18 protein-coding genes are annotated in these 26,980 nt (G+C 46.9%); 3 read left to right on the plus strand and 15 right to left on the minus strand.

Annotated elements, in window-relative coordinates:
* Positions 1 to 9: 9 nt before the first annotated feature.
* Positions 10 to 984, plus strand: a complete 975-nt coding sequence (locus NE619_RS13885) for an AraC family transcriptional regulator (RefSeq protein ID WP_256133034.1) — start codon at positions 10 to 12, stop codon at positions 982 to 984.
* A gap of 11 nt (positions 985 to 995) precedes the next feature.
* Here the strand turns inward: NE619_RS13885 and NE619_RS13890 are convergent, their stop codons facing one another.
* From NE619_RS13890 to NE619_RS13920, 7 genes are all read right to left on the minus strand, one after another.
* On the minus strand, positions 996 to 2,171 hold the full coding sequence (locus tag NE619_RS13890) for an NAD(P)-dependent malic enzyme (protein WP_256133035.1): 1,176 nt from the start codon (positions 2,169 to 2,171) through the stop codon (positions 996 to 998).
* A gap of 66 nt (positions 2,172 to 2,237) precedes the next feature.
* Positions 2,238 to 3,488 carry a nickel-dependent lactate racemase gene (gene larA, locus NE619_RS13895; RefSeq protein WP_256133036.1) on the minus strand — a complete coding sequence of 417 codons (1,251 nt, stop codon included), beginning with the start codon at positions 3,486 to 3,488 and terminating at the stop codon, positions 2,238 to 2,240.
* Between the two features lie 37 nt (positions 3,489 to 3,525).
* Positions 3,526 to 4,758 (minus strand): phosphoglycerate kinase, encoded by a 1,233-nt coding sequence (locus NE619_RS13900; protein WP_256133037.1) that lies wholly within the window; start codon positions 4,756 to 4,758, stop codon positions 3,526 to 3,528.
* The gene (locus tag NE619_RS13905) at positions 4,755 to 5,786 is read right to left on the minus strand and encodes a type II glyceraldehyde-3-phosphate dehydrogenase (RefSeq protein ID WP_256133038.1); all 1,032 of its coding nucleotides are present in this window, start codon (positions 5,784 to 5,786) and stop codon (positions 4,755 to 4,757) included. Before NE619_RS13905 ends, NE619_RS13900 begins: the two co-directional genes overlap by 4 nt.
* Before the next feature lie 10 nt (positions 5,787 to 5,796).
* Complete coding sequence (locus tag NE619_RS13910) at positions 5,797 to 7,104, minus strand: aspartate aminotransferase family protein (protein WP_256133039.1); 1,308 nt, start codon at positions 7,102 to 7,104, stop codon at positions 5,797 to 5,799.
* A 17-nt stretch (positions 7,105 to 7,121) separates the two neighbouring features.
* Positions 7,122 to 9,092: a hydantoinase/oxoprolinase family protein gene (locus NE619_RS13915; RefSeq protein WP_256133040.1), complete on the minus strand. Its 1,971-nt coding sequence runs from the start codon at positions 9,090 to 9,092 to the stop codon at positions 7,122 to 7,124.
* Positions 9,093 to 9,113: 21 nt separating this feature from the next.
* Positions 9,114 to 10,877, minus strand: coding sequence for a cobalamin B12-binding domain-containing protein (locus tag NE619_RS13920; RefSeq protein WP_256133041.1), 1,764 nt, complete (start codon positions 10,875 to 10,877; stop codon positions 9,114 to 9,116).
* Between the two features lie 297 nt (positions 10,878 to 11,174).
* Between NE619_RS13920 and NE619_RS13925 the strand changes: the two genes are divergently transcribed.
* A complete protein-coding gene (locus NE619_RS13925; protein ID WP_256133042.1) occupies positions 11,175 to 13,301 on the plus strand; it encodes a sigma 54-interacting transcriptional regulator in 2,127 nt (708 codons plus the stop codon).
* A 29-nt stretch (positions 13,302 to 13,330) separates the two neighbouring features.
* Here the strand turns inward: NE619_RS13925 and NE619_RS13930 are convergent, their stop codons facing one another.
* From NE619_RS13930 to NE619_RS13965, 8 genes are all read right to left on the minus strand, one after another.
* Positions 13,331 to 14,659, minus strand: coding sequence for an aspartate aminotransferase family protein (locus NE619_RS13930; RefSeq protein ID WP_256133043.1), 1,329 nt, complete (start codon positions 14,657 to 14,659; stop codon positions 13,331 to 13,333).
* Positions 14,660 to 14,774: 115 nt separating this feature from the next.
* On the minus strand, positions 14,775 to 16,370 hold the full coding sequence (locus NE619_RS13935) for a sodium:solute symporter family protein (RefSeq protein WP_256133044.1): 1,596 nt from the start codon (positions 16,368 to 16,370) through the stop codon (positions 14,775 to 14,777).
* A 173-nt stretch (positions 16,371 to 16,543) separates the two neighbouring features.
* The gene (locus tag NE619_RS13940; protein ID WP_256133045.1) at positions 16,544 to 18,298 is read right to left on the minus strand and encodes a cobalamin B12-binding domain-containing protein; all 1,755 of its coding nucleotides are present in this window, start codon (positions 18,296 to 18,298) and stop codon (positions 16,544 to 16,546) included.
* Positions 18,299 to 18,325: 27 nt separating this feature from the next.
* Entirely contained in the window at positions 18,326 to 19,723 is a 1,398-nt protein-coding gene (locus tag NE619_RS13945; RefSeq protein ID WP_256133046.1) for an aldehyde dehydrogenase family protein, read from the minus strand.
* A gap of 51 nt (positions 19,724 to 19,774) precedes the next feature.
* On the minus strand, positions 19,775 to 21,496 hold the full coding sequence (locus NE619_RS13950) for an acetolactate synthase catalytic subunit (protein WP_256133047.1): 1,722 nt from the start codon (positions 21,494 to 21,496) through the stop codon (positions 19,775 to 19,777).
* Between the two features lie 353 nt (positions 21,497 to 21,849).
* Positions 21,850 to 22,398, minus strand: coding sequence for a flavodoxin family protein (locus NE619_RS13955; protein WP_256133048.1), 549 nt, complete (start codon positions 22,396 to 22,398; stop codon positions 21,850 to 21,852).
* A gap of 16 nt (positions 22,399 to 22,414) precedes the next feature.
* On the minus strand, positions 22,415 to 23,800 hold the full coding sequence (locus NE619_RS13960; RefSeq protein ID WP_330640776.1) for an MATE family efflux transporter: 1,386 nt from the start codon (positions 23,798 to 23,800) through the stop codon (positions 22,415 to 22,417).
* A gap of 67 nt (positions 23,801 to 23,867) precedes the next feature.
* Positions 23,868 to 25,133: a metallophosphoesterase gene (locus NE619_RS13965; protein ID WP_256133049.1), complete on the minus strand. Its 1,266-nt coding sequence runs from the start codon at positions 25,131 to 25,133 to the stop codon at positions 23,868 to 23,870.
* Positions 25,134 to 25,783: 650 nt separating this feature from the next.
* Between NE619_RS13965 and NE619_RS13970 the strand changes: the two genes are divergently transcribed.
* Positions 25,784 to 26,965, plus strand: coding sequence for a DUF1002 domain-containing protein (locus tag NE619_RS13970; RefSeq protein WP_256133050.1), 1,182 nt, complete (start codon positions 25,784 to 25,786; stop codon positions 26,963 to 26,965).
* Positions 26,966 to 26,980 lie beyond the last annotated feature (15 nt).

Raw genomic sequence — 26,980 nt, forward strand, 5'->3', positions numbered from 1 at the left:
AATAAAAATATGAATATGCATACATACGCACAGGAAGAAACAATTACATATGAAAGAAACACTCCCTTTGAAATAAAGCTCTGCAATTTGAAGCACATCAACCCCCACTACCATACGAAGGAGCTGGAGCTGGTTTTTTGCCTGAAAGGGTCGGTCGATTTGTCTACGGGGCATCAGCATGTCACGCTGCAGGCGGGTCAGCTCTTTTCCGTCGATTGCAGGGATATTCACCTTTTGTCGTCCGCTGCGGATAACCTGACCCTGATCTTCCACCTCAATCTGACAGAGCTGGAAGTTGCGTGGGACTATTTACAGTATGTCTACTTTGCCTGCGAAAGCTGCCATTGCTTTCCCTATCAGCGGCAGGCCGCAGCGTGGATTGAAGGAGCGTTGTTTACTCTCGCCTATACGCATTATTCGCAAACCGCCGTTTCCGAGGAGGAGCACTTCAGGCTGGCAAACAAAATGGTGCAGATCCTCTTAAAATACTTTAACTGGTACAATTATGAAAACCGGGACAGCTATATCAATGCCGATCTCTACGATCGTTTTCACCGGATTATGATCTATTGTCAAAAAAACTATCAAAAAAAGATTACCATTTCGCAGCTGGCGGAAGCGGAGCATATCGACCGCAACTATTTTTCGCAGTTCCTGAGCAAAACCAACTTCCAGAGTTTCAGCAGAATGGTTCAGTATATCCGCTGTTTTGAGGCGGAGCGTCTCCTGCTGACCACCTCCTTATCCGTGTCGGAAATTTCCTTTGCCTGCGGTTTTTCCGATCCCAAATATTTTTATGCGGCCTTCAAGCTGTTTTGGAGCTGCACGCCTACGGAGCACCGGCTTCGCTGCGCGCAGTTCATGAAAAAACCTGCGGCCGTTGAGTTTATTCAAGGACCGCAGGTGCCTGCCGTTATTATGGAATATTTAACTAAGTGGCATGTGGGGAAGACGTTTTCTGAGAGAGCTGTTGAAGAGGATTGATCGACTTTGATTTATTCTGCGACTACCCCCGAATCTCTGGCCGCCTTTGCCACTGCTGCCGCCACCGCAGGGCCCACCCTCGGATCAAAAGCCTTTGGGATTATGTAGTCCGGGCTCAATTCATCCTCAGGGATCAGATTTGCCAGTGCCCGGGCTGCCGCCATCTTCATTTCTTCGTTTATCTCTTTTGCGCGGGCATCGAACGTTCCTCTGAATATTCCCGGGAATGCCAATACATTATTGATCTGATTGGGGAAATCCGATCGTCCCGTTGCAATTACCGCTGCTCCGGCTTTTCTCGCATCCTCCGGAAAGATCTCCGGCGTAGGATTTGCACATGCGAAAATTATGGCATCCTGATTCATGGACCTAACCATTTCCTCTGTTACAAGTCCCGGCGCCGATACTCCTATGAATACATCTGCCCCTTTTATTACTTCCGCAAGGGTTCCGGTCCTTTTTTCCAGGTTGGTGACCCGGGCCATCTCTTCCTTGATCCAGCTCATGCCTTCTTTTCTGCCTTTGTAAATAGCCCCCTTCCTGTCTGTCATAATAATATCCTGATAGCCTGCCGACAGCAAAAGCCTTGTTATGGAAATGGCCGCGGCCCCCGCCCCCGATGTGACGATTTTTATTTTTTCTTTTTCCTTTCCCACTATCTTCAGCGCATTGGTAAGTCCCGCTAAGGTAATTACTGCCGTACCGTGCTGATCGTCATGAAAAATAGGGATATCGCATTTTTCTTTCAGCTTGCTCTCGATTTCAAAGCACCGGGGAGCTGATATGTCCTCCAGATTTATTCCCCCGAAGGAACCGGAGATCATATAGATCGTTTCTACAATCGTATCCACATCCTTTGATTTTATGCACAGCGGAAACGCATCCACATCAGCAAACGATTTGAAAAGCACGCATTTTCCTTCCATAACCGGCATACCTGCTTCCGGCCCGATATCCCCCAGTCCTAAAACTGCCGAACCATCGGTTACTACTGCGCACAGGTTCCATCTTCTCGTGAGCTCATAACTTTTTTCCGGACATTTTTGTATTTCCAGACAGGGCCTGGCCACTCCGGGCGTATAGGCCAGAGACAGGTCCTCCTTTGTCTCCACAGGTACGGTTGCCGCTACCTCCAGCTTTCCTTTCCACTTTTCATGCATCTTTAACGATTCTTTTGCATAGTCCATATCTTTTTTCTCCGCCTTTCTGCTTTTGCTATCTTCACAGTTTTACTGTGTGGATGCCTGCTCTTGTTATTTCTCTACCTTTGGCAGCGTTGAGCCTCCGTAGGGCATTACGATTACCTCTGCGTTTTTCCCGTGTCTTTTGACAGCTGCGTCAAAGGCGGACTGAAGATCTTTATACGGTTCCATAAAAATTGTTTTTACAAACTCGCCTTCCATGTCCGACACCAGAGATATCTGCGCTTTTTTAAGCACCATGGCGATTGCCGCGGCTTTATGGCCTCCCAGCCTGAACTGCTTTTTTATCCGCGTTATTAAATCCTCAGGCCGCTTTGCCTCTGTCATCCATTGACTGAAGGTTTCCTGTCCAAGACCTTCTCTGCACGAACCTGTGAGGATGATCGTTCCGCCTTCCCTGACTGCGTGTTTTGCGTTGTCCAGCGCCTTTTGCGTTTGATAAAGGTTCAGATCCTTTGGCGCTCCTCCCTGAGACGCGATTACAATATCCGCTCTTTTGGGTATCTTTACCTGATAAAGGCTGTCCAGAAATCGGCAGCCTTTTCGGTGTGCCCGGATAAAATCTCCGGCCACTGAATAGACGATATTTTTATGCTCATCCAGAATCACATTGATTATGTAATCCACCCTGCACATTGCCGCAGCCTCTTCAAGATCCTTTCTAATGGGATTGTCTTCCAGATTTCCCGCGCACGCTTTTTCCTGTATCATCATGGAGTGATTGGCCTGTATTGCCGCAGGGGTGGATACTCCCGGCATGATCGCCTTGGCCCCTCCCGAATATCCCGCGAAGTAGTGATATTCTATGTTTCCCAGACAGATCCTTCTGTCCGCTTCGGCTACTATCCTCGTTATGTCAACAGGGGTCCCCGCTTCGGTTATGCCCATATGGACAAAATCCTCCGGGTCGCTGTCTACACATCGTATTTCGCAATATGCCCGTTCTCCCGCAAGATGTCTTTTTTCTTTTTCTGAATGGGGCCGATGACTTCCCAGTGCAAATACCAATGTGATATCTTCTTTCCTTATTCCTGCGCCATAGAGTTCGTCCAGCAGCGCGGGCATTATTTCCCAGGTAGGAAGCGGTCTGGTTATATCGCTTGTTATGATTGCGATCTTTTCCCCCGGCTTTACCACTTCCCTGAGCCGCGGCGCGCCTATAGGTTCCGCAAGGGATTTTTTTACCGCTGCCTCTCCCTTTGGACCATTTTTTACGGGGTTCGCTTTCAGGATCTTTATGATTGCTTTTTCAGGTACTTCTGCCGCCTGTATCCCCTCACCGAAACCCACTTCTATTTTCATCAATACTCCTCCGTTCCTTTGAAATTCCGCCGTTTTATCATTCGGCTCTGGCAGATTTCATGGCTTTTATCAGGGGCAGCTCTCTCCCGGAAAGATACCTTACCATAGCGCCTCCTGCCGTGCATACATAATCTACGTCCTGCAGGGCTATGTACTTCTGGGCTGCGCTTACGGTATCCCCGCCTCCTATGACCGAATACCCTTTTGCTGAGGCGATGGCTTTCCATATTCGCCTTGTTCCCTCTTCAAAAGGAAGCTTTTCATATACTCCGGCAGGCCCGTTTACAAATATCGTATTGGCCCTGGCGATTTCTTTCTCATAAAGCTTTATGCTTTCATCCCCAAGGTCCATGAACATCTCAGGCTGCGGAAGTTTTTCAACAGGAAGGCTGTGCCTTTTTCCGTTTTTTTCATAGGCCAGATCCACAGGAACTCTGATTTTTTCAGGATATTGCTCTAAATACTCTTTTGCGGCATCAAGGAAAACATCCAATCCCCGGTCCTTAATAAACGTTTCTTTCTTTTCTCCGAGGCTATAGCCTTTGGCCATCAGCATAATCTCCCCTGTGATGCCGCTTGTCAAAATCAAATCCGCCCTTTTCGTCTGCAATACCTGCCGCATCATTCCAAAGGCGTCGGATATTTTCGCTCCTCCCAACAGAAACACACACGGCGCCTTTGGATGCTCCATGATTCTGTCCAGAGCCGTAATTTCCTTTTCCATGAGCGGCCCGGCGGCTGTCGGCAGCAGCCGCTGGAATGCCACCATCGAGGGAGCATTCCTGTGGGCTGCCGCGAAAGCGTCGTTGACATAATAGTCACAAAGAGGCAGCAGTGATCTTACAAGGTATGTATGTTCCATTTCCTCCGGTTTCAGCTTTATAGCATTTTCAAAGGTCGACACCTCTTCTGTCAGATAGCGGAGATTTCCCAGCAGGATTCCCTCGCCTGCTCTTAATTCCGCAATTGCTGCCTGCGCAGCAGGTCCGCATGGGTCATCAATATAGGTGATCGGCTTTTCAAGACAGGCATTTATTTTCTCAGCGTGTTCTTTCAGCGGAATCAGGTTATCGTAATCCAGAGTATCTCCCTGATGGGCAATCATTACCAGTTTCGCGCCCTTTTCAAGGAGCGCCTTGATCGTCGGTATACTCTTTTTGATTCTGCTTTCGCTGACAATTTTCTTTGTCAACGGATCAAGCGGTAAGTTAATGTCTATTCTTAAAAGTACCGTTTTGTTTTTATAATTGTATTCGTCTATTCCTTTCATCGCTGTTCCTTCCATGCCCCCAATCCCAGGTTTTTATTTGTCCTGGCAACAGCCTCTTCTCCATTTTTATCCATGTGCAGGGCAGCCCGTACCGCATCGATCGTTTCCGGAATCGTTACGCTTTCCTGCGGTATATGGATGCCGAACATCAAATCCCGGCCCGACTTTACGATGGTGTTTTCCCATATGCAGATTTCGTACAAGTCGCCTCTTGGTCTTCCCAGGTCTCTGGCATATTTAAAGATAGAAGCATTGCCTTTGAATCCGTCCTCAAGGCGAACCATTCGGATTCTGTCATGCTCCCTAAAAGCTTCTATGGCTTCCTCCACCGTAATATCTTTCTTCGGCGTTGCTACTACTGTAATAAAATGTCCATGGGTCACGGGCGCATGGACCAATATCCCGGTAGCCTCGATTTCAGGCATAATTGTCATCAAATCCACCGCCTGATGGCTGGGCGCCTGATCGACCTGCAGGGCATTTGTCAAGCCTCTGTGATAATCTCCCGGATCCGCTACTCGCCGCACGATCGTTATGGCAACCTTTTCAATTCCGCATTTCCTGTTTAAACAGTCTACGGCCCGAATCAGTCCCGTAGTGTTGCAGCTTGTCAGTTTCAGAAAGTCCGCCCCTACTCCCTTTTCGTAATTGGCATAACCATGGAAGAACACATCCGCAACGTCATTCTTCTCTCCTCCCTGGAAAACTGCCTTTAGTCCTTTCTCTTGGTAGATTTTTTTGTTTTGGGCTCCTATTCCTGCTGATGTGGCATCCAGCACAATATCGGCCTTTTCCAGCGCATCCTCCATCAGTCCTGCTGCGGGCACGCCGATTTCCGCAAAGGCTTTTCTCGCCTCTTCGTTTGCCGCATATAATTGATAGGGCATTCCTTTTTCCTTTAGCGCTCTTATTCCAAGGCTTACTGCTGCGTCTACAACTCCCACCAGCTCCATGTCATCCTGCTGCGCCACCCCGTCCGCCAGCCTCTGTCCGATTGTTCCATAGCCCACGACTAATACTTTTTTCATTTCTGTCCTCCTATTTTTCCACAACCGCTGCCGCCATGACTTCGTCAATCACCCGTAAAGTATAGTCAATGTCATCATCCGTACTCTGAGCGCACATATAATTGCGGCCTCTCCATGGATTCAGGCGGATTCCCCTTTCCATGCATCCCTGTACCAGTCGGGTATAAAGCTTACTGTCTACCTTTGAATAATGATCTCTGTAATCAGTAAGCTCTTCATCCGTACCCAAAATCATGGTCCACATGCCGCCGATGGCTTTTGTGTTTACCTTTACGCCGTGCTTGGCACAGATTTCTTCTATTCCGTCTATCATCTTTTTTGACATTCTTTCCAGGTTCTCATAGAAGTCCGGCTGCTGGCAGGTTTCTATGGTAGCCAGCGCCGCCGCGACACATAAGGCGTTTGCGGCAAAGGTTCCTGATGCCACTGTGGCGGCCGTTACCACTTCTTCCCTGCCGACAACGCAAGAAATGGGATAGCCGCCGCCAATGGCTTTTCCAAAGGTTGCCAGATCAGGCGTAACGCCAAAGCAGCCCTGTGCTCCCTGCAGGCCTAGCCGGAATCCTGTGATAACTTCATCGAATATAAGAACGACTTTGTATTCATCGCAGAGTTTTCTCAAACCTTCCAAAAACCCGGGCTTTGGATAAATGGGATCCGCGTTCGCCATGATCGTTTCAAGAATCATACAGGCGATGTCATCTCCCTGGGTCTTGAAAATATGCTCAATATTATCCAAATCATTGAACATCGCAATGATAATGTCATCCGGGTCCTTCTGCCCTTTTATGTGTTTTATCTTGTTCGGGTGCTCCCTGGACCCAAGGGCTTCCAGCTTTTCCGCGTCACAGCTCACCTTTTCCTCATCCATGGAGCCATGATAACAGCCTTCAATTTTTACGATTTTCTTTTTGCCTGTATATGCTCTTGCGACCCGTATCGCATGCATATTGGCCTCCGAACCTGAGGACATAAACGCGCTCACTTTATCGGCACAGGGAATGATGTCTACCAGTTTGTTGGCCAGTTTAACCAGGTCCGCATTGGGCGCAGCCATTAAAGTAGCTTTTTTTAACTGTTTTTCCACTGCTTCTGTCAGTGCGGGATGTACATATCCTAAAATGTTCGGTCCGAAGGCATTGAGATAGTCGATATAGGAATTTCCGTCAACATCAAACACTCTTGCTCCCTCGCCGTGATCCATGTAGATGGGATAGTCGTTCCAGGGTGCTTTGTGAAAGGAGCTTGAAATCCCTCCAACTAAGCATCTCTGCGCTTGCTGAAATAGTTCTTTTGATTTGTCTGTTTTGTAAGTCATCGTTTTCCTCCCTTGTACTAATGACAAATATATTTTGCATTTGCTGAAATAGCCATCTTTAGTCTCAGCTCCACAAAGTTGCTTTCCGAATTACAATAACCTTCAGAAACAATTTGCTCTTTCGAAAGATCGGAGCTATATTTTTTCACGCCCATTTTATCCGCGAAAGCTTTGCCATAGAGAATCAGCTCCCGTTCAACAAATCCGATAGCCTCATCCAGGCTGTCAAATGTCACTCGCCGGTTGGGCAAATGGGCGATATATTTTTTGGTGTGGCAGTCAAACCTTATCAGTGCTTCCAAGGTTTCCCTTATGTTTCCCGATACCGTTCCAATCGCATTGGCCACCTCACTGTTTTGCGGAACGATTACTTCGCACTTTAATTTCCTGCCGGCTTTTGTGAGCCATGTCTTTGCCGGAGCACCGATCCCTACGATGGGAGCATGGAAGCGGCAGTCAAAATCAATCAGCCTGCACCTTTCATCATCATCACTGAATACGGTTCTGATTAATTCCTCCGATAGCTTTTCTTCTGTGATTCCCTTTTCGATCAGCAGGCTTTCTATAAGTGAAACGCAGATCCGATCGGTAAAGGCATTTTCCGCATACGCTTCAAATTCATCAACGGCCATCTTTTTCCTGGCCGCAAGCCTCTCCATTGCCAGCTGTGAAATTTTTCTGTCATACTGCACGTATTCTCCGGTCGCATGAAGCAAGTCCGTGGGAGTAGCAGAAATTAAATATATGATTTCCATTTGCAGCAGTCTCGCAATGTCAATGCCGTCCACATCCTTACTCAGCTGACCCGCCAAATAGAGCATGGAATGCGCCCCATCTGTTAAAAGCTCTATAATCTGATTTTCCTCTGCGGTCAAAACTTTACGGTCAATGTTGTGACGCTTAAATAAAGCAACGCAATCGGCCTCCTGCCGTCCGATGATATGATAATCCTCCGGTAAATGTAAACTCTCTATCTCCCAAATCAAATTTTTGTACTTTTCAGCCGCCGCACAGAGAGGGACTACTCTCTGGGGGCCGAAATCAATTGCGCCTAAATTGTTCATGCGCATATAGCTGTCGCCGCCCAAACCGAAGGATCTGGTATGCATGGCTTTTACTCTTGTCCTCCATCCCCCTACGGTAGCGCCGCATTCATCCAGGGGAATGTTTCCGTTTCGTATCGGTACGATATCCAATGTCGTTCCTCCCATATCCGCGACAATCAAATCCTGCTTCCCCGAGAGCAGAATTCCTCCAAGGGCACTTGCCGCCGGTCCCGACAGCACGGTTTCTATCGGTCTTTCTTCCGCAAATGAACCTGCCATACAGTTTCCGTCACCTTTTATGATTACCAGAGTAGCTTTGATTCCCTTTACCGACAGCACCTCTTTTGTGGCCAAAATCAGTTCTTTTATTACCGGGATCAGCTTTGCGTTTAAAACGGCTGTTATGGTTCTTTCATAATACCCAAGCACATTAGTCAGCTCATGGGCGCATATGACCGGAACACCTAAGATACCATTGGAAAGCTCTTTGGTCTTTAGCTCGTAGGCCGGATTTCGAACACTCGCGTATCCTGAAATCACCAGAGTGTCTATTTCATCTTTCATAGTTTCAAGAGCCGCAGCCGCTTCACTCACGTTCAAAGGAAAGACCTCGCACCCTTTGACATCGATCTTCCCTTTAATGTTTGATTTACACGATACCGGATAGTTGTATTCTTTCGGCTCATCAATGGTTATCAGTCCCACTTTGGCACCTTTGCCCTCCACAATCGCATTGGTAGCCAGTGTGGTGGACAAACATACAAGAACGATGCCGGCCGTATTGTTAATGCCCAGTTTGTCGATGGCCTCTTCAATGCCAATCGTTAAATTTTCCTTAGTCGTACGGGCTTTTGCTTTGCTTACGACTTCTCCTGTATCGCAATCTACTAAAACGGCATCTGTATAGGAACCGCCCGTATCAATGCCTAATTTTAATTTCATAAGCGATCCTTTCAAAATTTTCTAGCTTTCACTAATTGTACGGATTGTTTTCACCAGGTTATTTTCCGCTAAAATCCCTTTACGGTTAATCATCTCGGTTACATCGGACGGTTCTGAATGTCCCGGCAGTATCGTATTCAGCCTGCCGCCCATGAAAATCAGATAGTTCCTGTCGCTGTCCCTCTTCTGCATCTCATGGAGAAGCTGATCCGCGATGCCCAGCGCCTGCCCGTTATGGGTGCTGACTCCGATATAGCGGATTCCTTCTTCGTCTGCCGTGTCAAATATGTATTGCACGGAGGCGTCCACTCCTGCATCGACGACCTTAGCTCCTGCCGTTTCCAATATATTTCTTACGTATTGAAGGCCGTAAACATGGGCGTCGGTAGAGGCGATTAAAATCGTCTTTCCTTTTAGCTTTCCTTCCAAGCGGGCGCTGCCCACTGTCTTATTTCCTTCATCTATCATGTTCTGGGTCAGTCTGCCCATATCGGTATAATAATGAACCTCTACTTTCCCCTTCTCCTTCATCGACGGGTGGAAGGTCTCCTCAAATAAACCGGCATTAAAGTTTTTAACGAACATGAGCATCTGCATGGGGTCTTCGATGTCGAGCCCGGAATCATCCAGTATGTCGAGCATATTGCGAAAGAACTTTATGCCCTCCGTTTTTAAAACTTCCGCCATTTCATCAATATAGGAAAAGTCTATGACATCTTCCCACTGTTCAATGTTTTCTTCCAGTCTGGAACATACGCCCAGCATCCCTTTAATGGCCTCTATGGTAGGCACGTGGACTTTTTCTGTAATGGGGACCGGCAAAATAACGGCACCAGTGTTATATCTGCGCTCCGCAAGGATCGCCATCAGCATTTCCTGGGACAGCATTCCGTAGTTTGCTTCAATATCGTGATCCCAGAATCTCGTTGTATTGGCTTGGATTTTGGCTACGGGCAGAGGCTGCTTTTCACGCCAAAGCGAATCATAAAGGGCTTTCAGCAGGGCGGCCCTTATACGAATATCGCTGATAAGTCCTCCGTAGTTCACCTGGTAAATGACATCGCACAAATCATCGGCTATATACTGTTCAAATAAGGCGTATCCCACCCAGGCAATGGCATCCTTGCAGTAGCTGGGGTATGTATCATCCAAGTAACCGCTTACCCCAAAGCCTTCACTGCGCTTTGATGAAAGAACGCCCATGACTCTCAGCATATCGGCAACATATTTTACATGGTCTTCACATCCGGGATAGTTCCACAATAATTGGGAAAAACAGCCCACTTGATAGGAACCCGCTTTTAAGGCGTTAATTCCGTTAAACCAGGCGTTGGGCACGGCAAGTACCTGATCGGACTGTATGACCTCCATCCCTTCAATATCTCCCAGCGCCATAAAGTCTTCCGGATTTTCCAATACATAGCTGGTATTTTTTGAGTCGTATTGTCTCAATTCTTTCGGTATCGCGCTCAACGTGCTGGGTATGGCCAGTGTGGAGTGATACTTGATGTTCAGCTTTTTGCACCATTTCTGAAGCTCTTTTATGCCTTCGACCTCTTCCTCTATTGTCGCCAGTCCGACATTGGAAAACCATGCGATTTCCTTTCGCTCCTTATGGTCCCTGAAATATTCCAGATAATTGTCAAATTCACTGTCCCGGACCAGACGGCTCCGGCCGGCCTTTATAGTCGGTCCTATTTTTCTGCCGTGCTCGAGGATCTCTCTGCCGTCCGGCAGTCCCGGGGGGATTAAGTTTTTTATATACTCTTTGCTAGCTCTTGCCATAAAAGTCCTCCTTGCGTTATGCTGTGCATTCCCGATTGATATAGTATATTTAACGCAAACGCTATACCAATTCACTCTATGTTTTAAAATAATTTCGAAAATTTTAATATTGCCAGACACGTTGAAAAATACACGGTTGTGAAATTCAGCGTGTATTCCCGTGATTCTGTCTGACCGTTGCTTCGACAAATATAGTCTTTTTTGGGATGTTATAGTCTCTTTTTTGCCAAATTCGTTGATTATGACGAATCGTTGTTATATAATTAAAAGCAAATTACACGGAATGGAGATTTTACGATGGAAGGTTATGAACGAGAAAACAGAAAATTATTAATATGCATCAGCGATCCAACGATTCTCGAATTTTTAACAGATGCGATCCGGACCTATTTTGAGGATGTTTTAGATATCATATCCATACGTCCATCAAAGCTCTTTGATCTCGACTTCGAGCCGACCGCCGCCATCGTATCTCACCGGACGGTCAGTATTGTTAAAGAACGTTTTCCTGATACGACGCTGATCCTTCAAAAAAGAGATCTCTCGGGTCAGGCTTTGGAAAAGGTCGTTTCTCTTCCTGACCGTTCCAATGTACTGGTTGTGAATCAGCATATGGACGCTGCCAATGAAACAATCAATTCTTTCATTGAACTGGGGATCAATCATATAAATATGACCGCCTATGCTCCCGGCAATAACATTGATACCTCTCACATAAACGCCGTCATATATACGGGAGTGTTTGAAGATTGTCCAAAACTGGATTGCCCTTATATTGATATTGGCCTCAGGAAAATATCTTTATACACTATTATTGATATCATACGGGCCTTCGATCTTCCTTCGGAATATACAAAAGCTTACTACAACAACAGTATCCAGCTGTTTACCGCATCCTGCTATCAGATACATAACACTCTCGAACAGGCCAACACCCTGAAAAACAACTTTGAGAAAATATGCGATATCAACAACAACATCACATTCGTAATAAACGAAAATAATGAAATTGTATTATTTAACGAAACCGCAAAAAAATATTTTGAAATAAAAAATTCGCAGGACATCATCGGTGCTGATTATAAGGAAGTTTTCAGCAGCCTGCCTGAACTTCTTTCCTGCATATCCGCCGATATCCCCCTTACCGACGCTCTGATCACCATTGAAAACCAAAAGCTTCTGCTTTCTTCTTTTGAAATGGATGTGGACAAAAGCCAAAATAAGGCCTTCACCCTGCTGCCTCTGTCCACCTTAAAAAAAAGAGAAGGTATGGTCCGCAAAAAGCTCAGGGCGACCGGATTTACCGCGAAATACACCTTTGACGATATCCTTGGTTCAAGTACCTTAATAAAGCAAAACAAAAAGCTTGCCAACGTATACGCAAAAACGGAGTTTCCTGTCCTGATAACTGGGGAGTCAGGAACAGGAAAGGAATTGTTCGCACAGGCAATTCACAATATTTCTTCCCGCCGGGAATCTAATTTTGTAGCTATCAATTTTGCGGCACTTCCCGAAACATTAGCGGAAAGTGAGCTGTTCGGATATATGGAAGGGGCCTTTACCGGCGCATCCAAAAGCGGCAAGGCCGGAATGTTCGAATTGGCCCACCAGGGCACGATCTTTCTCGATGAAATCGGCGACGCGTCCCTTCCCGTGCAAGCCAAGCTGCTGCGCGTTCTGGAGGAAAAAGAAGTAGTCCGGGTAGGCGGTACCGATGTGATACCCGTCGATGTGCGGATCATCTGCGCCACCAATAAAAATTTAAAAGCTGCCATCAGCGAGGGATCTTTCAGAGAAGACCTCTACTACAGAATTAAGGTGCTCCATTTAAGGCTGCAGCCCCTCAGAGAGCGTCCCGAGGATATTATGGAAACCATATCCCATCTGCTGGTAGGGGAACAGGCGCATGCCTTAGCCAACCTGCCCAATATAAGAAATACTCTCATCCACTACGACTGGCCCGGCAATGCGAGGGAACTGCGAACAGTTGCCGAATATATCAACATGCTTTCGTCACTCTCAGACAGAGAAGAAGCGCTGGATATGCTCAATGTTTATATTGAAAACAACTTATGCGCGGACAGCTGCGCAACAGCCGAATCCTTCCGCAGGGAATTAAAACCAGAAAACAATCTTTCCCCGGAGCCAGCCGATCAAAGCACTGCTGATTATATAAGTCCTGATCTCATTGTAGTTTTGGAAGCGATTTTCGATCTACAAAACCAGGGAGTTACGGCAGGGCGGAACTCCATATGTAAAACGCCGGGCGCAAAGAAAATGCAGCTTACGGAATCAAAGATAAAAAACAGATTAAAGAAATTAGAAGCGATGGGATGCATCACGGTAGGAAAAACAAAACAAGGCGCCCTTCTTACGGATAAAGGATATCATCTAATCAGGCAGCATGGACTGAACATAAAATAAACGGCGCTTCGAAAATTGCGCGCGTCTCGTCAGCGCTGTGCCAGCCTGGAGAATATCTTGTCAATCTTAGTGATGGTCAGAGCAATATCATCCTCCGTATGAGCGGTCGTGAACCCGTTATGCTGTGGAAACGGCTTGCCGCCGCCATCAAACATGTAAAGGTTTTCGGCTAAACACGCTCTGGTAAAATTCCGGTACTGCTTGGGGCTGTAGTATTTGACTGTTTCGGAAAGCGTATAATCAAGCCGGGGATCGTCATACCCAAAATAAAAAGCAAATTGCGCGCCCTGGCTTCGTATATGGCCCGGAATACCATGCTTACGGAATAAATGATCGATTTCGCCGCAAAGATTTTTTTCAATTTCTTCAATTTTATCGTAAAACCCGGGTTCCAGGGCCATTTTTATACACGCGATCCCAGCCATGACAGACATCAGATTGCCTGAGCTTGTCCCGCTGCACACAACAGGGCCCGCAGGGTTGAACATATCCATTATTTCGGCCTTTCCTCCCACCAGTGCCAAAGAAAACCCATTGGCGATAGCTTTGGCGAAGGTAGATAAATCCGGTTTTACGCCATAGAACCCCTGCGCGCTGCCAGGCCTGAACCTTAATCCGGATATCACCTCGTCAAAGATCAGCAGGATTCCTTCTTTCGTGCAAAGCTCCCTGACCTGTTTCATGTATTCCGCAGTCGAAGGAACGCAGCCGCAGTCATAATTAACAGGTTCCAGGATTATTGCGGCTATATCGCCTCTGTACTTTTCGAATACATGCCTGACCGCATTGATGTTATTGAATTCGATCAGCCTGACATTCTTCTCCGAATCCTGCGGAAAACCGGCAGCAGCGGGAGTTACCGTCCTCGTTTCACCAAATTCATCCAAATTCGTGCCGCAGCCGCCGTTAAACCAAATCATTTCGTGCATCCCATGAAAGTGTCCGTCCATCTTAATGATCAGATTTTTCTTCGTATAGGCCCTTGCTGCCCGGATGGCTGCTAAAGTAGCTTCCGTACCGGAATTGGTCAACCTTATTTTTTCAACGGTCGGTACAAGCTTTGTAAACAGTTCGGCAAACTCAAGCGTATATTGGGAATCAAAATTCATATAAAAGCCCTTGTCCATGCATTTCATGACGGCTTCCCGAATCCCTGGATGATTCCACCCAAAGAGCAAGGCCCCTGCCCCACAGTGGTAATCGATAAAATCCCCGCCGTCAACATGAAACACATGGCTCCCATCGGCATGGTCAATATAAAACGGCGCTCCCAAAGCTTTATGTATTCTTCCGCCGGCACTGCCGCCACCTGTCATTCGCTTACTTGCTTCATGAAACATTTCTGTGTTTTTGCGCATCGCAGCCTCCCTTTCAATTTGACCTCTTTTCCAATAACATGCAGATGCACACAGGGAAATCCCCGGTGCATCCACAAAGAGTCTATGTCACTTACAATCGCTGATATCACTGTACTTACGCGTTCAGTCCCATATAGTATGGAATGATCCACGTCACCAGACAGAAGGCGAATATGCCAACGCCAATCCAAATGCTTGATTTGAGAGCTTTTCTCGTCTTCTCAATTTCAACGGGATCTTTTTCTGACTCAGGGACAATAAACAGAGCTTCTCTCTGCGCCTTTTCTTCCGGAGTCACCTTGGTCAGACGATTGGCGATCATCATAGCCAGGAGATTGGCAAGGGTGCCTACAAAGTACACATCCAAATAAATCGGTACTGTAATGCCCTGCGAAGTTGTGATAACCTTCATCAGAAAGCTTACCGTAAATCCGGCGCACATGCCGGCAAAGGCGCCTGCCTTGGTAATTTTCTTGCTCCAGACACTTGCGATCGCAACCGGGAGCATCGCGCAAATTACCACTGTGGCGCCGATCTGCATAATCCACCAAATATTCGGCGGATTAGTTATAGCGACCACCAGTACAATGGCTGCGATGACCAGCATGGAAATTCTGGAAACCAGTACGTTCTTCTTGCTGTCTTTAATCCTGAAGATATCATTGGAGATGGATGCTCCGATCAGTGACAGGAACGTGGTGGCGGACGAAATAGCCGCAGCGATAATGCCAGTCACCAGTACAACACCGATTACGGTAGGCAGCACGTTTCCGGCAGCCCAGAGCCACACCTGTGTCGCTTCCGTATCACCGATATCAAAAGCGTGCATAAATACTGCGCCCAGCTCTACAAGATAGTTAACGCCGAAACATCCGATCACAACCCATACGGCCGATCTGATGACAGTATGTTCGCTCTTTGCCATGATGTTGCGCGAGCACTGCCACGGTCCGCAGAAAGCCACCCCTGCCCAGCAAACGCCGTAGGATAGGAACCAGATAACATTTTCAAGTCCCGTGTCATACAGATAGCCCAGTTTGCCCGACCATGACAGCAGATAGCTTGTTTCCGGATTGGCTGCGATGTCCTCGATGATATTCCACCAGCCGCCGCCTTTAACCGATACGATGATTACGGAAATCACACCAATTGTAGTAAATAATCCGAACATGATTGTGTCTGTAATCAGCACGCCTTTTGAACCGGCTGAAATAACCATGATGGTAAACAGCAGTACGGCTAATAAGACACAAATATTGTAATCGAGCCCGGTTACGTTTGACATCAGCGTCGCGCCGCCCTGTGTAACGGACAAGAGGTATACCGCCATTGCCACTACTACTGCGATAACCGTCATAATCCCAACTGCGTGAGAGCAGAAACGTTTTTCAAAGAAAGAGGGAACGGTATAGACATCGGCTCTTCTTAAAAACCGGCTGAAAAACATGGCTCCCACTATGTAACCGCCCGCACTGATTGCCGCGCAGCCCGCCACTGCGATCCATATGCCGTTGTATGCCTCTCCCGAATCTCCTAAAAATACGCCTGTACTTAAAAGTGATGCGACCATTGAGCCAACGATGAGTCCTGTAGGCGCGTTTCTTCCTGCTACGAAATAGTCATCTGCGCCTTTTACAAATTTGTTTACAACAAATGCAACGATTAAATATACGACAAAACTGGTCAATACACCAATAAGATATACATTCATGTTGACGATCTCCTTTCTCTGTTTTTACTTATCCTTCTTCGGCGGATATTCTTTATTATACTGATGTAATGCCACTAATCCGCATACGATTACCGAACCACCCCAAAATACTGCCATTAAAATTTCCATAAACGCTACTCCTTCCTCTTATTCATTTCGATAGCTCAAAACAACTAATGATCCCGAATTAACTTTATTGTTTCCATCAAATCGTTGTCGGCGAAGACGCCTTTTTGATTAATCATATCCTTCACGTCCGAAGGCTCGGAATGTCCCGGCAGTATAGTGTTCAGCACACCGCCTAAAAATGGAATGTATCCGCCGCTCCGTTTTTGCGTCTCGGCAAGCACTTGGCCGGCAATTCCCAGAGCCTGTCCGTTATGAGTGCTGATACCGATGTATCGGATACCCTCTTCATCTGCCGTATCAAAGATATACTCCACAGACGAATCGGCGCCGGCCTCCACGACTTCCGCCCCGGCATATTCCAAAACAGCTTTCATATAATGCACGCCGTATATATGGGTGTCCGTCGACGCCAGCAGGATTCTTTTACCCTTCAGTACATGTTCAAGATTGGCTTCTTTCACCTCCTTTTTCGTTTCGTCCACCATCTTCTTTGTCAGCAGGCCCATATCGGTATAAAATTGGATGTCCGCTTTTCCCTTTTCCGAAATATCAGGGTGGAAAGTCTCTTCAAACAGACTGGCATCAAATTTTTTAATAAACATCAGCATATGCAGCGGATCTTCAATATCGAAACCAACCGAATCCAGACCGTCCAAAAGGTTATGAAACATCTTGGCACCCCGCTCCTTTAAAGTCTCTGCGATTTCATCAATCCTTGCAAAATCGACCACATCTTCCCACTGTTCAATGTTTTCTTCCAGTCTGGAAGCCATGCCGAGAACGTTCTTAATTGCCTCTACCGTTGGAACATGAACCTTTTCCGTTATAGGAACCGGCAGGATCATCGCACCGGTACGGTACCTTCTTTCCGCCAGTACAGACATGAGAATTTCCTGAGCCAGCATGCCATAATTGGCTTCAATATCGTGGTCCCAATATCTGGTAGTATTGGCATGCAGGAAGAGGACCGGCGGCTGGTCTTCTCTGTACAGCGAATCATACAGCGCTTTCAATAGCGCGGACTTAACGCGGATATCGCTGAGCAGGCCGCCGTATCCCACGGTATACCGCACACCGCATAGCTGTGTTGCCACATACTGTTCAAACAGCGCCCAGGCGACATAGGCGACGGCATCCTTGCAGTAGCTGGGGAATCCGTCGTCCATGTACCCGCTTACGCCAAAACCTTCCTCCCATTTAGCAGACAAAACCCCCATGACCTTCAGCATTTCTGTGACATACTTTTCATGCTCGCCGCAGTCCGGGTAATTCCACATCAGTTGTGAAATACAGCCCACCTGATAGCTTCCTGCCTTCAAAGCGCTGATTCCCGTTTCCCAGGAGTTGGGTACGCCTAACACCTGATCTCCCTGCATGACCTCCATGCCTTTGATGTTTCCAAGACTCATAAAGTCTTCCAGGGTCTCGTGCACATAGCTGGTGCTTTTCATATCATATTTCCGCGCCTCTTTTGGCACTGCCTGCAAGGTGCTGGGAATAGCAAGCGTATAGTTGTAATTCAGGCTCAGTTTTTCAGCCCAGTCACGCAGCTCTTTAATCCCCGCTGCCGTTTCTTCTGCTGTCGGCAGTCCGATCTGGGAAACCCAGAAAATGTTCTCCTGTGCCGCTTGCTTTTTAAATAATTCCAGATAGTTGCCGCAGTTGCTTTCTCTGACAAGTCCGCTCCTTCCTGCTTCAATGAAAGGCGCGATTTTTCTGCCTTCTTCTAAAAGCTCTTTTCCGGCAGGTAATCCTTTGGGGATTAAGCTTCTTAAATACTCTTTGCTGGCATGGGCCATGGGATCACCTCCAAAAGCAGGACTCTGCTATTTTACAAATGCGCCTTTTAGTATAAAGGTCTTGAGTCTGCTGTATTCCTCGGGCGAATAGCCGACACCTTCATTTCCAAGTCCGCTGGCTTTGCATCCGCCGAAAGGCTGCTCGTTCATTCTGTAACAGCTGCATCCGTTTACGATCACTGCCGAGGATTCCATCTGATCCGCTATTCTGAATGCTCTTACGGTATCGCCGGCCAGCACGCCGCCGCTGAGGCCATAGCTTGACTGATTTGCGATTTCAATGGCTTCTTCTTCCGTTTCATAGGTGATGATTGGCCATACCTGGGCAAAAATTTCCATGTCTTTTGCGACGTCCGCGTCTTTTGGAACATTATCAATGATGGTAGGTTCAATAAACGCGCCTTCCCGTTTGCCGCCGCATACGATTGTTCCACCCTGGTCAACAGTATGGTTAATCTGTGCTTCTACTTTTACAGCAGCCTTTTCCGTAACCAGGCAGATGGCCTTGGCGTCAGGGTCAAACTGACTTCCGCGGGGAATTGCCAGTACCTTTTCCTTTAATTTTGCGACAAATTCATCATGCATGCTCTTTGGAACCAAATATCTCTTCGTTGCGCAGCAGATCTGTCCGTTATTATAGAGTCTTCCTTCCAGCGCCTCCTGCACAGCCGTATCCATATCAGCGTCATCGCAGATGATAAGCGCGTCGTTTCCGCCTAATTCCATAAAGGTTTTTTTCATGGAGTCAGCGGCCAGCTTAATCATTTCTACGCCTGTTTCCGTACTTCCGGTGAGGGCGATCGCCGCCACGTCCGGGTGTGTAAGAAGCCCTTGCGTTGACACGGCTCTCTCACAGGCTGTAAACTGAATGACGTCTTCAGGGATTCCAACCTCATGGGCGCAGTCTACCAGCATTCTTACGGTTAATGGGTTGGAGGACGGTGCCTTTACGATTACCGTATTGCCCATCGCCAGCGCAGGCGTTGTTTTCTGGAAAAACATTTCAATTGGATAATTGAATGGAATAATGGCAGCTACGACGCCCAACGCCTCTCTTCTTGAGAAACCGAGATCGTATTCTCTTCCGGCCGTGGTACCTGTAAATACGTCTCCGTACAAGTGCTTGGCTCTTTCTACGTTTCCTCTGCCGATTTCGCCGCCGTCAAAGCATTCTCCCTTTGCCGAGTTGATGGGCTTAGCCATTTCTGTTGCGCAGATCTGTCCAATCTCTTCGTTCTTTTCTTCAATTTTATCGATCATAGCCATAATCAGCTTGGCTCTCTGTACGATGGGTGTTTTCTCCCATGCCGGCTGCGCGGCTTTGGCTTTGGCAACCTTTTCTTTCAGTTCTTCAACGGTGTCAAGTTTAATCGATTCAACCAGTTCTCCTGTATAAGGATTTGTTACATCTAACATTTTGCTCATAATTTTATTTCCTTTCTTTTTTATTGTTAATACGTTACGTATTAATCGCTATTAAACCAGCTCCGCCAGTTTCAAAGTATCGATCATAGGCAGAGGCGGCTGACAGAAGGTTTCTGTCTTGATGTCAATTACAACAGTCTGTGTTTTCACTGCTTCAAAAGCCTCTTCAAGCACCGGCCCGATATCTTCGACTGTCTTGATGGTCAGCCCCAACAGTCCGCACGATTCCGCGATTTTCGCATAGTCAACCGTATCAATCCAAACTGCGTTGGTAACTTCTCCGAATTTGAATTTTTCCGCATAGTATTGATAGCCCAGAATTTTGTTGTTGATAACAGCTGCGATTACGTTGATCCCTTCACGTTTGCAGGTTTCAAGTTCGCTCCAGGTATGCGCGAAGCCCCCGTCGCCTGATAAGCTGAATACCGGCTTTTCCGGGCTTGCCAGCTTGCACCCCATGGCCATTGGAAAGCCCCAGCCTAATCCCGCAAGGCCCCTTGGAAAATAAAATTCTCTGTCCGCCTTGGCTGTAATATAATTTGCGTTCCAAATGGAGGAGAAGCTTGCGTCCGCCACGACCATGCAGTTATCAGCCACCTGCTTTTCAAGCTCGGCCATGAATCGCTCAATCCTGATCGGTGAGATCGTTGAATTCATCACATCCCTAATTTCTTTCTGATGTTTGTCCCTTCCCTCTGCGATCTCAGCTGCGACCTCGTCCTTTTTCTCCAGTCTCTTTGTGCAGTCGCCCTCCTTCATCTCATCTATCAGCGCCCGCAGCGTAAGTTTTGCATCGCCTAACAGTCTTATGGCTTCGTAATTTCTGCCAATTTCCATAGGATCGATGTCGATATGAATGTAGGTAGCGTCCTCAGGAAGAAGTGTCCATGCATCCGTGCCGTTCTGATTGGTTCTGTTTCCCACCAGCAAAATGACATCTGACTTTTGGACCAACGGTTTCATGAATTTCGTTGCGCTCCTGTGCCCCATGTAGTATCCGATTACCCCTACGGAAAGAGGATTTGTTTCGTCAACAGCGCCTTTGCCCATTGTGGTGGTGGCCACCGGAAGAGAAAATGCTGACTGCAGCTCTCTGATTTCATCCACAGCCCTCGAAGAAAAAATTCCGCCGCCCGCGTAGACCAGAGGGTTTTCCGCATTGAGCAGTAATTCCGCCGCTTTTTTAACCATATCCTGACCCGGAAGTATTCTGTCCAGCGGATAATGGCCTAATGATGCCTTTCTTGTTCCAGGCACCGGTCTGGTCGTCTTGTCATTGAAGATATCCTGAGGGCAGAGGAGCACCGCGGGTCCCGGCTTTCCTGATGCTGCCGCCGTAAACGCCATATCTACATAGTCTTCAATACGGTCTGCCGAATAAATTTTCTTTATCCACTTGGCGGATCCCTCAAACAATTTTTCATGATCCAATTCCTGGAAGGCATTTTTTTCCGCGTCATGAAGGGGAACTTCCTGCACGATAGCCACTACCGGATGCCCGGCTTTATAATCCTCGCAAAGCCCGGGAACTAAAAGGGTAGCCGCCGGACCGTTCTGCGCCGCCACACAGGGGATCTTTCCCGATGCCATCGCATAAGCCTGAGCCATGTATGTCCCGGTATTTTCCTGTCTGAATCCAATTTGCCTGATTCCCAGCTCCATGGCGGCAAGCATGATCTTAGTCGGGTTGCTTTGCCCAAAGATAAATTCAACGCCGTTCCGTTTTAAAGCGCTTGCGAATCGCTCCGCATTTGTCAATTCTTTTAATTGCATTTTCCGCATCACTCCTTGTATAAAAGTTGTTTTAATGATGAAAACTTTTTTGAAAGCTTTTACACCTTCTATTTGAGCAACTGCTGTGCCAATTCCCAAAAAATATTTTCAAAACAGTTTGAAAATACTGTAAGACGTTGAAATCAAGCCGATATAAATATTTTTTTATTTATCCGGCTTGGTTTTTAAATTTATGTTTTTTCCTTGTTTTTATGGTTTTAGGGTTGTTTTCAGTCCATTAGGCTTTTTTAGGCATTTTGAATCCTGAAACATGAAAAAGCCCCTAAGCAAACGGTTATGCTGCTCAGAGGCTTCTATTACTGCCGGATTTTATTTAGCTGTCTGCGTAGAGGTTAAAAGGCTTCCCCAATTTTTTTAAGCTCCTCCAGGTGCTTTTCTCCTATATCGCCTTTATGGAATACACCCTTTACGTGATAGCACCCCGCATTCTTCCAGTTTCGATCTCTTGCAATCAATTCGTGAGTATTAATAATCGCGTCGTATTTGAAGTCATCCTTTCCCGCGCCGCATGTAATCAGATAAACTTCTTTGATCGGCTGGGGCCTTTTGGCTACCATCAGAGCGTAATATTTATCCAGTGCCGCCTTAATTTGAGCCGTATACGTATACCAATACAAAGGGGTGACGATTACAAGGGAATCGGCCCACTCATAATAAGGCGCCAATTCGTTAAACACATCGTCATGGGTACATGCTTTATCCTCACTCAGGGTATAACAAGTCTCACAAAAGACGCAGCCTTTTATGTTTTTAAAGCCTGCGTCATACCGAACAACCTCATGCCCGGCTTTTTCCGCCCCTTCCACAAAAGCATCCGCCATCAGCTGGCTGTTCCCGCCGTGTCTGGCACCACCTGTCAGAACTAAAATTTTTTTGCTCATTTTCTTTACTTCCTTTCTATTCATGAAAAAATAAATTTTTTGATACCTTCTTTTTATGCAGATTCTTATAGCAAATATGGAATGCGATAAAATGCGCCATAAACGTCAGACCCCATGTTACAGGGTAGGACACATATAGAATTACAAGAGTATGATGCGCCTTGAAAACAGTAAGTATCCATACAATTCTCAGTACGCAGGCTCCCATTAGGGAAATAACCAGCGGAACGGTGGAATAGCCCATTCCCCGCATCGCGCCCGATAACACATCATTCAGACCGCATAAAAAATATAGCGGAAAAACTGCCAGAATTCTTATGGCCCCTGCAGCGACTACCGCCTCCTGACCCGAATAGATTCCTAGAATTCCCTCTCTGAAAACAATTGAAATTATAGAAAGCCCAAACCCTGCTGCAAATGCCCACAGCAGGCAGACACGCAGGACTTTTTTGATTCGGCCGTATTTCCGCGCGCCGCAGTTCTGGCTTATAAACGTACCCGAAGCCTGGTAAAAACCGTACATGGCCTGGTATAAAAAGCCTTCAATATTGATAACTGCCGTGTTCCCCGCTATCACAATTGACCCGAAGGAATTCACCGCATCCTGCACGATTACGTTTGATATGGAAAACGCGATCCCCTGCAGCCCTGCCGGCAGACCAATCCTTATTATGTCTGTCGCTTTGCTTTTCACAAGCCGTATTCTCCGAATTCGCAGCTTTACAGCAGTGGTTCCGCGGCATAAGCGGACAGTCATCAGCACCGCCGACAATCCGTTTGAAAAAACGGTTGCCAAAGCAACGCCAAAAACGTCAAGATGAAAAATTAAGACAAAGATTAAATTGAGGATTACATTCGCCGTGCCTGCAAGGATCAGGCAATAAAGAGGAAATTTCGTATCTCCCTCTGCGTTGACAATCGCTCGTGTAAAATTGAAAATTAAAGTAAATGGAAAACCCAGAGCACATACTCTTAGATAGGTAACCGCAGCATCCATAATGTTTTCCGGAGTATCTAGCAGTTCCAGAAAAAATCTCGCGGCAGCGATCCCCAATATTGCCAAAAAGACTCCCGAAAGCAGGCAGATGGCCATGGAACAGTGAACCGTTTCTTCTACGTCCTGTTCACTTTGCGCACCGCAATACCGGGCAGTTACAATATTTGCTCCGATTGACAGCCCTACGAATAGATTGAATATTAAATAGATTAAGGAGATATTCGCACCAACAGCCGCAAGCGCGTCCTCTCCCACAAATTTCCCCACAACCGCCATATCCACAGCGCTGAGCAGTATCTGCATAAAATTGCCTATTATAATAGGTATAGCAAATACCAGCACATTTTGAACAATGGGGCCGTTACACATATCGATTGTTGCTACATTTGTCTTTTTCAATGTCATTACCTTTTGCTGCAAATGTTAGCACAAATCGCTTATACAGTTTTGAATCGATTAAACTTTTTTTAGCTTAACAGGATCTTGATATTTTGTCAAATGAGCTTCCGGTTAGAATGCTGTTCAAATAAGTATACCAATATGTCCCCCGCCCATATTTCTGCCACAGCTTCCAGCCTTCTTCATACCTATACGCATCAGTATTGTCAACGGTTCCGGCAAAATAAGCCTTATTCACGTCCGCCGCGAACTCTGCCATTTTTCTTTTCCGCTCCTTTTCAATTGAAAGCGGGTCCAGTTCCCTGAAAATCTGTCTTTCCGTGCATTCTTTAAAACGCATTGCCGCTTTCTCCTGCATAATATCTACCTTTTTTGCGGAATAGGTCATATTCCGTTTTTCATCAATATTTACCACAACGTACTGCAATGGGGAAACGGTCAGACTGCTGACAGCAAGATCCCTCAGCCCTTCAGCCTTCGCTTCATGCAAAATGTGCGAATGACCGCTGAAATTATTTTTTATGCCGCCGGTTTTCAGCAGCGACTGTACTTCCCGGTCGTTTTTCAAAACAAACCCTTCTGACAGCAAAGGGTTTTGCGGCAGCACATTTTGATGTGTCACAGAAAAAGTCAGGGCGTGGGAAGTCTCCTTGCTTTCCAGCGCTTCCTGCGCCCAGTTTAACGTTTCTTCGCGAATTACGCCAGCATGGTTTTCCGTATTGGCATCCAGCAGCAGGACGCTGACATCCTCAGCCAGACTATAGATATAGCTGAAAGACGCACTGTCGGATGCCTGCCCATATTTGAAACCAAATTCTCCGCATATGTCTTTAAATTGTTTCTGCGAAATATTCTCGGCTTCCGTAACCTCATCACCCTTATATTCCGCCGCATAGGGATATGCGATATCGTGATTCCCCGGTATCACCAGCACAGGTATACCTGCATCCTGTACACGTTTCAGCTTCCCCGCCAGCTCCTGCAGGCTTTTCAGTTCCCCGTTAAAAGTCAAATCTCCGGCTAAAATCAGCGCATCCGGTTTTTGATGGACCGCTTTTTCTAAAAAGGCATCCGTAATCTGTGACGAATACTCCGTCAGCTTTCCGTCCGATTCCTTCATCATTTCAGCAAAGTAGGCGCTACCTTTCTCCAGATCAGGAGAAAGGTAGTGCAAGTCAGCCGCAATCCAGATCGTCAGCGGCTCACCGGCAGCATGTATTTTGTTTTTCCACAAATTCGCCTGTTCCTCTTCCTTATGCTGATTGAATTTCTCTCCGGCCATACAGGCGCCTATTGCGATTATACAGGCAATTATTATAAACAGGATTTCTTTTTTCATATTACGGCCTCGATTCGTCTGGCACTTCCCGGCGACTTTATCTTATATATCAGCAATTATATCATAACAAGGGAGCCACGTCGCATCAGATTATGGTGGATATTATGGGGCACCTTTATCTGACCTGCGACCATGAAGCTTCTTTGTAGGCAATGGTCGCGGGATTTGCCGGCAAGATTGGAATTTGGTCGCAAGCCCACAACCATGCTGTGCTCTCTGCCGCATCGGAAGTCATGGGGACCGCTTTTGGTCAGAGAAGAAACGTTTATTCAGTTTCGCATTGTAATGCGCTAAATCATTTCCGGATCTTTCATCAAAAAAGAGAGGTAAAAGCGGATACTTTTTCAACGTTTCTTGCCCTCGTTGGTCAATCCCAAGTGGAAATTTCCCCAAAATAAAGCTATAAAACCCGCAAACCCACAGTTTTTGTCTGCTCCGGTTCTATTTCGAAGCAAAAAGCGCCAGAGGTCAGACCAGGTCAGGCGGCAGACATCGTCTTGCCCGACCGTTCGTAACTTATGCTCCCAGCCAATGCTTCCATCCAAAAATCATAGAATCTTCATAAATTGTTAAGCAGATTTTCCTTTGTCCATGCAGGCTTATATGTTATCATAACGAAGGAATCATTAAGAACACAAATAAAAGGAGGGATGGTGTTTTTTACACCTATTATTATGAAAAGGTCTAAAAAAGCAATAGCATTTATTTTAATTTTCACGGTGGTTTTTCAGCTCCTTGCGGTAACCGCCTCAGCTGACAGTTCCAACGTAGTTACCTTAGGGGCCAACATTTCCGAGCAGCAGAAAGCGGATATGTATGAGTATTTTGGTACCACACCGGAAAAAGTTGAAACTATCGTAGTCAACAACAGCGACGAACGCAAATATATGGAAGGGATCGCAACCGATGCGCAGATTGGCCGCAAGACCTTCAGCTGCTCTTACATAGAGCCTACGGAAAGCGGAGGCATTCAGGTAAAGACGGCAAATCTTACCTTTGTCACCAGCTCCATGATCGCCAGCACTCTGGCCACTTCCGGAATCGAAAACTGCAACGTAGTAGCCGCTGCGCCCATCGCCGTATCGGGAACCGGCGCCCTTACCGGCATTATGATGGCCTACGAAACTGCCAGCGGTAAGGAATTGAACGAGGATCAAAAGGAAGCCGCCGTGGAAGAACTGGTAACTACCGGGGAGATTGCCGATTCCGTGGGTCAGGAGCAGGCCTCGGCGCTGATGAACGATGTCAAGCAGCAGGTCATTGAAGATGATCTGACAGATGCTTCTAAAATTGAAGATGCTGTAAAGGATGCAGCCGATAAGCAGGGTGTCTCCCTCACGGATGAGCAGATAGAGAAAATCGTTGCCCTGATGAAAACCATATCTCAATACGACTATGATGTCAAAGCGTTAAAAAAGACGCTGGATAATTTAGAAGGAAAGGGCGAGGGCTTCTTCGCCGGCATCTGGAATTCCATTAAAGGTTTCTTTGGCGGTGACAGCGACGGCGGTATCATCAATGATACGAAGGATTCTGTTCTCGGCAGCGACGCTGTAGTCAACAGCACCCTGGACGATATCAAAGACTCGGCGGAAGAATCAGGCCTGTGGGACAAAATCACCGCTTTCTTTAAAGGACTGTTCGGCTCGGATGATGAAAGCGGATCCCCGTCGGATAGTTCCACGGAAAGTTCCCAGCCAAAGTCTGACAGCACCTCCAATGACAGCAAGAAAAATGCGGTTGATGATAATAGCTCTGACAGCAAGAGCAGCAATAATACCGAGGAATCCAGCGACAGTTCTGTTCCTACTGAGGACGGGCAGGCCCAATAGCCCGATGGGAACCGG

Source organism: Anaerovorax odorimutans, assembly GCF_024459955.1.
Classification (GTDB): domain Bacteria; phylum Bacillota; class Clostridia; order Peptostreptococcales; family Anaerovoracaceae; genus Hominibacterium; species Hominibacterium odorimutans_A.